Below are 11,753 nucleotides of genomic sequence, written 5' to 3'. Positions count from 1 at the left end.
CAGCGGAAGAAGGATACCCTCTCCCGCTGAAACGCCTTTGCGACCATCAGCAGTCGTGGCTGTAGGTGAAGACCAGGGTGTCTGTGACGTAGCGCCCGGTCGGACGGCACTGCTGGAAGACTTCGCGCGTTCCGGTTACCGTGACCTGGAGTTGATCGCCGCGCACCGGACCTTCGACGAAATATTCGAGCGGATTGCCCGGGCAGAATTTGGAAAACACCCGCGCCGTGCCGGAATACCAGTTGCCCTGCTTGACCCCGTTGAACAGCAGCGTGCCGGGTTGCACACCGGCGTTGCGCAGAACATTCCTCGGAATTTCATAAGAGAGCCAGCGCTGGTTTCCCTGGGCCTGCAGGCGCATGATCGAACCGTTGTGGTTCCAGCAGCTATCAGCCGCAGCCGTTCCCGCCGGCAACATCGCCAGACCCGCCAGAAACGGCAGGATCAGTGCTTTGACGCCGAATTTCTTGAAAATTTGCATGATTTTCCCCATTCCCATGGAGGAAACGAAGCACATTTGACGGAATTTGCAACCGCTTTTCAGCCGTATCCGTGCAGGTGAAGGCCATTTTCCTTCAGCCAGACCCGGGCCTGCGGCGTCTGGGGCGCCAGCTGTTCGCAGAGCCGCCAGAACCGGGCGGAATGGTTCATTTCCTTCAGGTGCGCCACTTCGTGAGCGGCGACATAATCCAGAATGTCGGGAGGGGCGAGGATCAGCCGCCAGGAGAAGGAAAGCCGTCCGTTGGAGGCGCAGGAACCCCAGCGGCTCTTGGTGTCGCGGACGCTGATCGCGGCGATCCTGCTGCCGATCGTTCCGGCGTGGAGACCGGCGCGAAGGCTCAGGTCAGCGCGCGCCTGTGCCTTGAGCCAGGCGGTCACCTTGCGCGGAATGTGATCATCGGCACCGGGCACGAAGAGAGCCGGGTCCCCGTCTTCGGTACGGCCTGTCGCTATCAGCCCTCTCAGCTTTCCCGTCGGGACGATGACATGACCCTCACCGCGCAGAGGCACGATGTCGCCCGGCTGAAAGGACACATGGTCCGACCGGTCCTGCAAACGCTCGATCAGCCAGTCGATATGCTGGCGGGCGAAGCGTTCCGCGCGCGCCAGGTTGCCGCCTCGCGGTACGGTGAGGACGGGACCTGACCTGTCCGCAGGCAGGCGGAGCAGATACCGCTGCGCCCTCGGATTGGCCCGCAGCCGGATGCGCACCGCACTGGTGTCCGTCTCGATTTCAATATGATCTGGCAGTTTGTTTTTGCCGGGGCGTAGCAGCATGAACAGCGGGTGTCCGAACGAATCAAGTCAATGGACTCTAGTTGAAAATACCCGACCGATAAACGGACGAAAGCGGCGCCTTTCGGGGCGCCGCTCTCGGTCATGCCGGCCTCGGAGGGGGACTGAGGCCGGAATCGGGGAAAAGGATCAGATCGGTGCTGCGTCCGTCCCACCTGCCTTGCGGCCGTGGTCGGACATGAAGCGGTCGAATTCTTCCTGATCGCGTGCCCGGCGCAGCTCCCGAAGGAAATCGTCGAAATCAGCGCGCATTGCGTCGAGCTTCGCGCGTTCTTCCTCGAGACGCTTGAATTCGCGTTCGCGATAATCGTCGAACGCGACGTTGCCGGTGCGGGCATAGCCAGTCGTATTTGACATCTGATCAAATGCTCCCTTCAGCGGGCTGCCCCGCCACTGATCCTTTGCATCACGGAACATCCCCTCGAAGCGGTCACCCCAGAGAATGTAGGCGAGCATGGCAAGGCCAAGAGGCCAGAACACCACGAACCCCAGCACCATCAGACCGATGGTCGCCGGCGTCCAGGCAGGCTTGATCATGCAACTTTTGGTTGTTGACATTGTCCTATCCATTTATGACATCCACGATCTTCAGGTGGGGATTAACCTTCGAAGCTTCAAGGATTCGTGACTGGATGAACGGCGGCAGAAGATATGGAAAAGCCCAATGGAACACCTTTCCAATCGGGCTTAACCCTTTGTATTTTTAACGAAAAACGGCCTTCAGTCGAAGGGGCCGTCAATCACGTGCTGGGAGGAATAATTCGCCAAGAGCTTTTCCCGGTGCCATTCCGCCGCCATCGGCGCATTGGCATATTCGTGAAAACACGGCGTACCGAGCGTGAAATGGAGAAGCTTGGCATCCGGATTGGCGCCGAACTCATCCGGCAGCCAGTTCCACTCGATCGGCAGTTCACCGACAAGACCGTCCTCAAGCCAGGTAAAACGGTGCAGCTGGGCGCCGGTGGCGTTGGTGACGAACTCGGGTGTCACCGTCCGGTTTGCCGGGTGACCGCAGTTCCACAGGACGACACTCGACCAGTTCTTGCGCGGATAATTTTCATTCTTCGAGCCGAGATACTTGGTGGTCTGCCGGGTCTTGTAGTCGTGATGGACGCACATCACCGCCTTGCTTTCGTCGCGCATGGCGAACAGCTTGGCAATGTCGTCCCGCACGATCATGTCGCCGTCCATGAACAGCGCCCAGCCGTTGTAATTCATCAGGTGAGGGATCAGGAAACGGCTGTAGATGAAATGATTGGATCCGTCCGAATGGGTTTCCTCATAGGTCTTCAGGTTGCCGAGCGAGAGGGGCGTAATCGCCAGAACGTCGCTCGACAGCCGCGTCAGACTGTTGACGCAGACATGATAGGCGACCGCTTCCCGCGTATCGAAACCGATAAAAATATTGAGCACGATTAAAACCTCCGGCCACGCTGCATGCCCGGACTTGTATTGGGCGGCAGGGACGGAATCAATAGCGGGCGCAGTGTGCAGGTCGAAAACACGTGTTTTGGTCGCAAGTTACAGGTGTTCCGTATGGTCAGCGGAGAATACCGAGTTGACTCAAGGGGCACTCACGCCTTCAAAACCGCCGGACAGACCTCCAACCGCTTGAAGTTGGAGATCCTTCGGTAGCCGTGAGCAGTTTCTGCCGACGTCAGCTCACCTTTTCAGACAACTCGCGCGCCTGATCGATCCATTTGTCGCGGGCAATGCGGCCGCGAAAATCAAGCTTGCTGTCGAGCGCGTCGATTTGCTCCGACGTCAGCGAGGCGATTTGCCAGTAGTGGAAGATCCCGGCCTCGTTCAGGGCGGATTCCAGTTTCGGACCGACACCGCTGATCGCTTTCAGGTCGTCGGCCACGCCATCCGGCTTGACGAGCAGAATTTTTTCCAGAGGACCGCCTTTGGAAGGGGCCTTCGTCTTGGTGGCCGCCGCCGGCTTCCTGGCGGTTGCCGCTGTGGCCGGCTTCTTTGCAGCCTTTGGCGCAGCCGGTTTCGCGGCGGCGGCCGAAGCGGCAGGTTTCTGTGTGGCAGCAGGTGCAGCCGGCGCTTTTTTCGGGGTGTCGGCGCGGTTGGAGCGAATGAAGTCCATCACCCGCGGGGCAATTTCCGCACGCCAGCGCGAACCGTTGAAGACGCCGTAGTGGCCGACATTCGGCTGCTCGTAATGCGTTTTCATATCATCCGGAAGGCTGGTGCAAAGATCGAGTGCCGCCTTCGTCTGGCCACGGCCAGTGATGTCGTCCTTCTCGCCCTCCACCGTCAGCAGTGCCGTCCGCCGGATCTTCGTGCAGTCAACCGGGCGGCCGTTATGCGTCATGGTGCCGTTCGGCAGGGAATGGTCGATGAACACGGATTCAACGGTCTGCAGGTAAAATTCCGCGGTCAGATCCATCACCGCCAGATATTCGTCGTAGAAGTCGCGATGCTTTTCCGCGCTGTCGCCGTCGCCTTCGATGAGGTGCTGGAAGAAGTCCCGATGCGCGGTGACGTGCCGGTCGAGGTTCATGCTCATGAACCCGGAAAGCTGCAGGAAGCCCGGATAGACGTCTCGCATGAAGCCCGGATGAGGGAAGGGCACCTTCATGATGACGTTGTTCTTGAACCACTCGATGCCCTTGGAAACCGCAAGATCGTTGACGGCCGTCGGTGCGACCCGCGTGTCGATCGGTCCGCCCATCAGTGTCATGGTTGACGGAACATACGGGTCGTCCCGGTCTTCCATCACCGCAACCGCGGCCAGCACCGGAACGGACGGCTGGCAGACGCCGAGCACATGGGAATCTGGCCCCAGATAGTGCAGCATCGAGATGATATAATCGATGTAATCATCGAGATCGAACTTGCCGTCCTGGATCGGAACCATGCGGGCATCGATCCAGTCGGTGATGTAGACATCCGCGTTCGGCAGCAGCGCCTCGACGGTGCCGCGCAACAGCGTCGCGTAGTGGCCGGACATCGGTGCCACGATCAGGATTTTCGGATCGTTGCGCCGCGTGGTCACTCCGCGCTCAAAATGGATGAGGTCGCAGAACGGCCGGCTCCAGACGATGTCTTCATGTACCGGAACACGCACACCGCTGACCGACGTTTCCTTGATGCCGAATTCCGGCTTGCCGTAGCGCCGGGTCGTCCGTTCCATCACCTCGCAGCCCGCGGCAACCGAACGGCCGTACTCCGTATGACTCAATGGATTAAGCGGGTTCTGAAAATAGAGCTTGGTCATGTCGGCCATAGCTCTGAACGGTGCCATAACTGCGTGGTTCATCTCGTAAAGGTGATAAAACGGCAACGGCGCGTCTCCTTTGAGTTCTAAGCCGCCGCCAGCCCCGTTGGCGAATTTGAAAACGGCCTGCCTGTTATCGCAGCTTATGTTGCATCCCGCGGTCAATTGACGCCGGATGCTCAAACGCTTTTGAACAGATCAACTCCCGGGTGACCAATCCGTTCCGACTGGACGGTCGCCGATCTATTGCATCGCAACAGGATAGCTTTGCCGGCTGCCGCCCGCAATACTGCTATTTGTTATGAAATCGCACGCCTAAGCGCTCAATTTTGCGGAGGAACTCGTTTTCTCGGGCAACTTCTGTGCACTGCAAACAGAGATAGGACATTTAAATCAGTTTGGTAGCTTAAATTGCCGGGTCGCTTGCCCACGCCTTACGATGCGAGATCCGCGACCACCGCATCGAGCACAAAAAAACCTTCCCGCGTGGCTCTGATGCGGTTTTCCCCCAATTCCTCAACCATTCCGTGTTCCAGCAGGGCGTTCAGGCGGTCGGGGTCGATGGATCTATGGGAGAATTTCTCATACCGGGTCAGATCGATGCCCTCGGTGAGCCGCAGCCCCATGAGCAGAAACTCGTCGCCTTGTTCTTCCTCGGCCAGACCCGCATTTTCGATCATGGCATGGCCATGCTGCTCGACATTTTCCAGCCAGGTCTCCGGATGAAGCTCCGTTGCCGTGGCAAGCCGGCTGGCGCCGACCGTCAACCGCCCGTGCGCTCCCGGCCCGACGCCGACGTAATCGCCATAACGCCAGTAGACCAGATTGTGACGGCATTCGGCGCCCGGCCGGGCGTGGTTGGACACCTCATAAGCCGGCAGGCCGGCCCCATTGGTCACATCCTGCGTGAGTTCATAGAATTCCGCGCCGAGTTCGGCATCGGGCATCTTGAGTTTGCCGGCATGATAGAGCGTGTGGAAGCGTGTGCCTTCCTCGATCGTCAGCTGGTAGAGCGACAGGTGGTCGGCAGCAAGCGCAATGGCGTCCTGAAGTTCCCGTTCCCAACCGCCGGGCGTCTGGCCCGGACGGGCATAGATGAGATCGAAGGACAGTCGCGGAAAGGTGTCACGAGCGGTCTCGATCGCCTTGCGCGCCGTCTGTGCGTCGTGAAGGCGGCCGAGCAGCTTCAGGTCGGTGTCGATCAGCGACTGCACGCCAAGCGATACGCGGTTGACGCCGGCGGCCCGGTAACCCCGGAACCGTTCGGCTTCGACCGACGAGGGATTGGCCTCCATGGAGATTTCCACCTCCGGATCCAACGCCCAGTGGCCGGATATGGCGGTCAGGATGCGTTCGACCGTCGCCGGATCCATCAGGGAAGGTGTGCCGCCGCCGAGAAAGACCGACTGGACGGTCCTGCCTTTCGTCAGATCGGCGAAATGCGCCAGTTCGCGCTCGAACGCCGCGGTGAAGCGGGCCTGATCGACCGGCTGGTGGCGAACATGGGAGTTGAAATCGCAGTAGGGGCATTTGGCGGCGCAGAACGGCCAATGCACGTAGATGCCGAACCCGCCGTCATTTGTTCCTGGCTCCGCCAAAATGCTCACCCTTCCAGACAGCCGTCCGCGAACAGCTGAAACGCGCGGGCGCGATGGGAAAGCGCGGGCGTGTCCTTCGACCAGCCGTGCTTTTCCTCGGACGTCATTTCACCGAAAGTCCTGTCCCGCCCATCGGGCAGGAACACCGGATCGTAGCCGAACCCCTGCGTGCCGCGCGGCGGCCAGACCACCTCGCCTTCGACTTCGCCGCGGAAAAGCTCCTCGTGCCCATCCGGCCAGGCGAGGCACAGAACGGCCACGAAGGATCCGCGCCGCTCTTCCGGCGTGGTCGCGCCGAGGGATTGCAGCTTTTCCTCGATCGTGCGCATCGCCATGGCGAAGTCCTTGTCCGGACCGGCCCAGCGCGCGGAATAGATGCCGGGATCGCCGTTCAGCGCCTGCACGCAAAAGCCGCTGTCATCGGCCAGGGACGGAAGCCCCGAGGCCTGCGCAGCAGCCTGTGCCTTGAGCGCGGCATTCGCCTCGAACGTCAACCCGGTTTCCTCCGGTTCCGGCAGGTCCAGTTCGGCCGCCGAAACCACATCGAACCCGAAGGGCTGAAGAAGCTCGTTTATTTCGCGGACCTTGCCGGCGTTGTGACTTGCAACAACCAGCTTGCCGGGCTCGAGTTTCCGGTAGCTCATTCCCTCAGATCCTTAAAGTATTGCCATTTTCTGCAAGTCAACGAGCCTGCCGATGCCGGACTTCGCCAGCCCCAACAGCTGCCCGAATTCATCTTCGGAAAAAGGCGCGCCTTCCGCAGTGCCCTGGATTTCGACGATGCCGCCGGATCCGGTCATGACAAAATTGGCATCCGTTTCCGCGGTGCTGTCCTCGGCGTAATCCAAATCGAGCACCGGAGCACCTGCATAGATGCCGCAGGAAATGGCCGCGATGTGATCCTTGAGAACTTCCTTTGAAACCATTTCGCGGGACTTCATCCACTCCACGCAATCCCGGAGCGCCACCCATGCGCCGGTGATGGACGCCGTACGCGTGCCGCCATCGGCCTGGATGACGTCGCAATCGACCGTGATCTGTGCTTCGCCCAGCGCTTCGAGATCGACGACGGCACGCAGCGAACGGCCGATCAGCCGCTGGATTTCCTGGGTCCGCCCGGACTGTTTGCCGGCACTCGCCTCGCGGCGCATCCTGTCACCGGTCGCACGCGGCAGCATGCCGTATTCAGCCGTGACCCAACCCCGGTTCTGACCGCGCAGCCAGGGCGGAACACGCTCTTCCAGACTTGCGGTGCACAGGACATGCGTGTCTCCGAATTTGATCAGGCAGGAGCCTTCGGCATGTTTGGAGACGTTGCGCTCCAGGGTGACGGCCCGCAGCTCGTCGGCGGCGCGTTTGGACGGACGCATGAATATTCCTTTCAACCTAGGCTCATTGGAAACGGCTGTTTCCTCCCAATCTTACCGGCCTTGTAGACCCCAAGTTCATCCGCCGTAAAGGCCCAGCTTCACGTCGAGCCCATTTTGCGCCTATATCATGTGAGAATGACGTCTTTTGATCCCGGAACCGGGTCAGTCAGTCGGAGAAAATGCCTTGAGTCTCAGTGAGCTCGACAAAAGATCCCGTGAAATTTTCCGCTCGATCGTGGAAACCTATCTGGAAACCGGTGAGCCGGTCGGATCGCGCAATGTCTCCCGCAGCCTGTCGATGTCCCTGTCGCCGGCTTCCGTCCGCAACGTGATGACCGATCTGGAGCATCTGGGCCTGCTGCACTCGCCCCATACCAGCGCCGGCCGTCTGCCGACGGAAGTCGGCCTGAGGTTTTTCGTGGACGCGCTTCTGGAGGTCGGTGACCTGACCCAGGAAGAGCGCCGCACCATCGACGTGCAGGTCAAGGCGTCGCAAAGGACGAATTCCGCAGAACAGGTGCTGACGGAAGCCAGCCAGATGCTGTCCGGTCTTTCCATGGGCGCCGGTGTCGTGCTGACCCACAAGACCGACATGCGGCTGAAGCATATCGAGTTCGTGCGCATCGAACCGCTGAAGGCCCTGGTCATTCTGGTCAGCGAGGATGGCTCGGTGGAAAACCGGGTGATCGACCTGCCGGCCGGCATGCCGTCATCGGCGCTTGTGGAAGCGGCAAACTATCTGAATGCCCAGATCCAGGGCCGCACCATCGCCCAGATCCGCGCCGAGCTGGAGCGGGTCCGGGACGTGGACCAGGCTGAACTCGATCAACTCAGTCAGAAAGTCATCAATGCCGGTCTGGCGGTGTGGGGCGGCGAAAGTGGCAGCGATCCCGGCACGCTGATCGTGCGCGGCCGCTCCAACCTGCTGACCGACCTGGATGCGGTGGAGGACCTGGAACGCATCCGGCTTCTTTTCGACGATCTGGAAAACAAGAAGGATCTCATCCAGCTGCTCGGCCTTGCCGAAAAGGGCGACGGCGTGCGGATTTTCATCGGCTCGGAGAACAATCTGTTTTCCCTGTCCGGTTCTTCTCTGGTGGTGTCGCCCTATCGGGACAGCAACCAGCGCATCGTCGGCGTTCTGGGTATCATCGGCCCGACCCGGCTGAACTATGCACGGGTGATCCCGATGGTGGACTACACCGCCCGGCTGGTGAGCAAGATACTGAGGTAGGAAGCCTCGACCGCTATCTTCACCGTTAAACCTCTTACAATTTGACCAGGACCGGAAATGCTTTCCCCAGCCGAACTTGAACGTTACGCCCGCCACATCGTCATGCGGGAGATCGGCGGCGGCGGGCAACAGAAGCTCAAGAATGCGCGGGTTCTGGTGGTCGGGGCAGGAGGGCTCGGTGCCCCGGTCCTGCAGTATCTGGCTGCCGCCGGCATCGGCACGCTTGGGATCGTCGATGACGACACGGTGTCGCTTTCCAACCTGCAGCGCCAGGTGATCCATGACACCACCCAGCTTGGTGAGCCCAAGGTCGCCAGCGCCGCGGAGGCGATTGCCCGGCTCAACCCGAATGTGAAGGTCATCCCGCATCCGGTCCGCCTTGCCGGGCACAATGCGATCTCTGTGATTTCAGACTACGACCTGGTGATCGACGGAACGGACAATTTCAACACGCGCTATCTGGTTTCCGATGCCTGCTTTTTCACAAAAAAGCCACTGGTGACGGCCGCCATCGGCCAGTTCGACGGGTCCATCACGACATTGAGGCCGTTCGAAACAGGGCCGGACGGCACCCCCAACCCGACCTATCGCTGCCTCTTTCCGCAAAAGCCGCGCGAGGGCCTGCTGCCAACCTGCGAGGAGGCCGGCGTTCTCGGCGCGCTGCCCGGCATCATCGGCGCGATGCAGGCCATGGAAGCAATCAAGGAGCTGACCGGGACAGGCGAGGGGCTCGTCGGCCGGTTGATGATGTTCGACGCGAGAAGCTTCCGCATGGAGACAATCCGCTACAGGCAGTCCCCCAAGAACCCGCTGAACGGCGATAACCCGAAAAACTGGGCGGAGATGCTGGAGGAGGCGTGAGACGCGGCCTGTTGCCTGGGGTCTCGACGCTCAACATGTAAAAAACCCGCGCTGGCATTCACCGGCGCGGGTCTGAAACTTCATCAGATAGAAAGTCTTCAGTTCGGCTTCTGCTCGCCGGCCTGCTGGGTCGCGGCCTGCTGCGCCATGTTCTGGCGGTAAAGCTGGGCGAAGTCGATCGGATCGAGCATCAGCGGCGGGAAACCGCCGTTGCGCGTGGCTTCGGAAAGGATGTTGCGGGCGAACGGGAAGATCATGCGCGGGCATTCGATCATGACGAACGGGTGCATGTGCTCCTTCGGAACGCCGGTGATCTTGAAGATGCCTGCATAGACCAGCTCGACGTTGAACATGACCATGTCCGGACGCTCGGCCTTGGCGGTCAGTGTCAGGACAACCTCGAACTGGTCGTCTCCCATCTGCTGCGCGCCGACATTCACGTTGATATCGAGCTTCGGCTGTTCGCCCTGCGCCAGCGAACGGGGAGCGTTCGGGTTTTCGAAAGACAGGTCCTTGATGTACTGGCCAAGGATGTTCATGCCCGGCGCTGCGGCGCCTTCCGCCTGCGGCTGTGCGCCGCCGTCATTGGTATCGGTCATCGTGTCTCATTCCGTTTCGCGCTGAGAATCTGAAATAGTGAGCTGGAAAAACCTCCAGCCGGCCGCCGGCCCGCGCAAACCGGGCAACCCTGTCAGCGGCTGGCTACCATCTACGCCGGGCTGGCACAAGTACCACGGCCTTGCCAGCATCCCGATTCAGCTTCAAAAGAACCATATGTCCGATCAACCCGCCTCCTATATCACCCTGCCGCACAGACGGCTGAAACTCGACACGCTGGTGCGCCTGCGCTGGCTCGCCGTCGGCGGGCAGACCGCCGCGCTGCTGGTGGTGCATGTGGGGCTCGGCTATCCCCTGCCTGCGGGCCCCGCCTTCGCCATGGTGGCGTTGTCGGCCTGGCTGAATATCTTTCTGAAGATCCGCTGGCCCTCGGCCATGCGTCTTTCGGAACGCGCGGTCACCCTGCAACTTGCCTATGACATCCTGCAGATGAGCGGTTTGTTGCTGTTGACCGGGGGGCTTGGCAATCCCTTCGCTTTCCTGCTGATGGCGCCGGTCATGGTCTCCGCGACGGGCCTGTCGGTCCGGCATACGTTCGTTCTCGGGATTCTGGCGACCGGCTGTGCCACGTTGCTGGCGTTTTTCCACCTGCCGTTGCCCTGGCCGGAGGACGAAGTGTTCCGGCTGCCGGTGGTTTACTCGGTCGGGATCTGGATTGCCCTCGTTTCGACCCTCGGTTTCATGGCGATCTATGCCTTCAGGGTTGCCGAAGAGGCGCGGCAGCTGGCGGACGCACTGGCAGCGACGGAACTGGTGCTCGCCCGCGAGCAACACCTCAACGCACTCGACGGCCTGGCGACGGCCGCCGCGCATGAGCTGGGAACGCCTCTGGCGACCATCTATCTGGTTGCCAAGGAACTTTCCGAAGAGTTCGACGCCTCCGACAGCCGCGCGGAGGATGTGGCGCTGATCCGCTCGCAGTCGGAACGCTGCCGCGGAATCCTGCGGCAGCTCACCAGCCTGTCGAGCGAGCAGGACCGAACCTACCAGCGCATGCCCGTCTCCCAGCTTCTCGAGGATGTCATCGATCCGCACCGGGGAACGGGTGTGGCCATCCATTGTACCCATGAGGGCAAGGGGGACGAGCCGGTCGGAACGCGAAATGCCGCAATTCGCTACGGTCTTGCCAATCTCGTCGAAAACGCCGTCGATTTCGCGGACTCCTGCGTCAATGTATCCGCCAGCTGGGACGACAAGACGCTGTCGATCTCGATCAGGGATGACGGTCCGGGATTCTCCGTCGATATTCTCGGCAAGATCGGCGATCCGTATGTTTCGATAAGGAGCGGAAAACCGCCGCAAAACGGAACTGGCGGCGGGCTGGGCCTCGGCATCTTCATTGCCAAAACCCTGCTGGAACGCACCGGCGCCAAGCTCAGCCTGGACAACCAGGCGCCCCCTCACACAGGTGCGCATGTGCGCGTGAGCTGGCCGCGCGAGGTGTTCGAACATGATGGCAGAGTGGACGAACCATCCTTTTCGCACCATAACAGCAGCGAGTGACACATGATGTGCCGTAAACCACGGACCGGTTTACGTCCCACGGC

12 protein-coding genes are annotated in these 11,753 nt (G+C 60.8%); 3 read left to right on the top strand and 9 right to left on the bottom strand.

The window, feature by feature from the left end; all coding sequences use genetic code 11:
- Nucleotides 1–46: 46 nt before the first annotated feature.
- From Q1B40_RS21690 to rph, 8 genes are all read right to left on the bottom strand, one after another.
- Nucleotides 47–481: a hypothetical protein gene (locus Q1B40_RS21690; protein WP_299819479.1), complete on the bottom strand. Its 435-nt coding sequence runs from the start codon at nucleotides 479–481 to the stop codon at nucleotides 47–49.
- Between the two features lie 59 nt (nucleotides 482–540).
- Complete coding sequence (locus Q1B40_RS21685; protein ID WP_299819476.1) at nucleotides 541–1,278, bottom strand: M48 family metallopeptidase; 738 nt, start codon at nucleotides 1,276–1,278, stop codon at nucleotides 541–543.
- Nucleotides 1,279–1,425: 147 nt separating this feature from the next.
- Nucleotides 1,426–1,854 carry a DUF2852 domain-containing protein gene (locus tag Q1B40_RS21680; RefSeq protein ID WP_299819473.1) on the bottom strand — a complete coding sequence of 143 codons (429 nt, stop codon included), beginning with the start codon at nucleotides 1,852–1,854 and terminating at the stop codon, nucleotides 1,426–1,428.
- Nucleotides 1,855–2,016: 162 nt separating this feature from the next.
- Complete coding sequence (locus Q1B40_RS21675; RefSeq protein WP_299819470.1) at nucleotides 2,017–2,709, bottom strand: glycosyltransferase; 693 nt, start codon at nucleotides 2,707–2,709, stop codon at nucleotides 2,017–2,019.
- 244 nt (nucleotides 2,710–2,953) lie between these two features.
- Nucleotides 2,954–4,591, bottom strand: a complete 1,638-nt coding sequence (gene phaZ, locus Q1B40_RS21670) for a polyhydroxyalkanoate depolymerase (RefSeq protein WP_299819467.1) — start codon at nucleotides 4,589–4,591, stop codon at nucleotides 2,954–2,956.
- A 368-nt stretch (nucleotides 4,592–4,959) separates the two neighbouring features.
- The gene (hemW, locus tag Q1B40_RS21665; RefSeq protein ID WP_299819464.1) at nucleotides 4,960–6,132 is read right to left on the bottom strand and encodes a radical SAM family heme chaperone HemW; all 1,173 of its coding nucleotides are present in this window, start codon (nucleotides 6,130–6,132) and stop codon (nucleotides 4,960–4,962) included.
- Nucleotides 6,129–6,767, bottom strand: a complete 639-nt coding sequence (gene rdgB / locus Q1B40_RS21660; protein ID WP_299819461.1) for an RdgB/HAM1 family non-canonical purine NTP pyrophosphatase — start codon at nucleotides 6,765–6,767, stop codon at nucleotides 6,129–6,131. The genes hemW and rdgB overlap by 4 nt, the downstream gene beginning before the upstream one ends.
- A gap of 12 nt (nucleotides 6,768–6,779) precedes the next feature.
- Complete coding sequence (gene rph / locus Q1B40_RS21655) at nucleotides 6,780–7,493, bottom strand: ribonuclease PH (RefSeq protein WP_299819458.1); 714 nt, start codon at nucleotides 7,491–7,493, stop codon at nucleotides 6,780–6,782.
- Between the two features lie 145 nt (nucleotides 7,494–7,638).
- On the opposite strand from rph, the gene hrcA reads away from it, so the two are divergent.
- Nucleotides 7,639–8,727: a heat-inducible transcriptional repressor HrcA gene (gene hrcA / locus Q1B40_RS21650; RefSeq protein WP_299819455.1), complete on the top strand. Its 1,089-nt coding sequence runs from the start codon at nucleotides 7,639–7,641 to the stop codon at nucleotides 8,725–8,727.
- Nucleotides 8,728–8,784: 57 nt separating this feature from the next.
- Nucleotides 8,785–9,588 (top strand): molybdopterin-synthase adenylyltransferase MoeB, encoded by an 804-nt coding sequence (locus tag Q1B40_RS21645; protein ID WP_299819452.1) that lies wholly within the window; start codon nucleotides 8,785–8,787, stop codon nucleotides 9,586–9,588.
- Nucleotides 9,589–9,686: 98 nt separating this feature from the next.
- On the opposite strand, the gene secB is transcribed toward Q1B40_RS21645, so the two are convergent.
- Nucleotides 9,687–10,187, bottom strand: coding sequence for a protein-export chaperone SecB (gene secB, locus Q1B40_RS21640; protein ID WP_299819449.1), 501 nt, complete (start codon nucleotides 10,185–10,187; stop codon nucleotides 9,687–9,689).
- Between the two features lie 175 nt (nucleotides 10,188–10,362).
- Here secB and Q1B40_RS21635 point away from each other — a divergent pair, with 175 nt between their 5' ends.
- Nucleotides 10,363–11,709, top strand: coding sequence for an ActS/PrrB/RegB family redox-sensitive histidine kinase (locus Q1B40_RS21635; protein ID WP_299819446.1), 1,347 nt, complete (start codon nucleotides 10,363–10,365; stop codon nucleotides 11,707–11,709).
- Nucleotides 11,710–11,753: the final 44 nt, after the last annotated feature.

It is taken from the genome of uncultured Roseibium sp. (genome assembly GCF_947496995.1).
In the GTDB taxonomy this organism is placed as follows: Bacteria; Pseudomonadota; Alphaproteobacteria; order Rhizobiales; family Stappiaceae; genus Roseibium.
The sequence above is the reverse complement of the archived record's forward strand: the minus strand, read 5'-3'. Positions and strand labels throughout refer to the sequence as shown.

Coding starts and splice junctions, on each gene's coding strand:
- Q1B40_RS21690 (WP_299819479.1), bottom strand. CDS start 481: ATGCAAATTTTCAAGAAATTCGGCGTCAAAGCACTGATCCTGCCGTTT.
- Q1B40_RS21685 (WP_299819476.1), bottom strand. CDS start 1,278: ATGCTGCTACGCCCCGGCAAAAACAAACTGCCAGATCATATTGAAATC.
- rdgB (WP_299819461.1), bottom strand. CDS start 6,767: ATGAGCTACCGGAAACTCGAGCCCGGCAAGCTGGTTGTTGCAAGTCAC.
- Q1B40_RS21645 (WP_299819452.1), top strand. CDS start 8,785: ATGCTTTCCCCAGCCGAACTTGAACGTTACGCCCGCCACATCGTCATG.
- secB (WP_299819449.1), bottom strand. CDS start 10,187: ATGACCGATACCAATGACGGCGGCGCACAGCCGCAGGCGGAAGGCGCC.
- Q1B40_RS21680 (WP_299819473.1), bottom strand. CDS start 1,854: ATGTCAACAACCAAAAGTTGCATGATCAAGCCTGCCTGGACGCCGGCG.
- rph (WP_299819458.1), bottom strand. CDS start 7,493: ATGCGTCCGTCCAAACGCGCCGCCGACGAGCTGCGGGCCGTCACCCTG.
- Q1B40_RS21635 (WP_299819446.1), top strand. CDS start 10,363: ATGTCCGATCAACCCGCCTCCTATATCACCCTGCCGCACAGACGGCTG.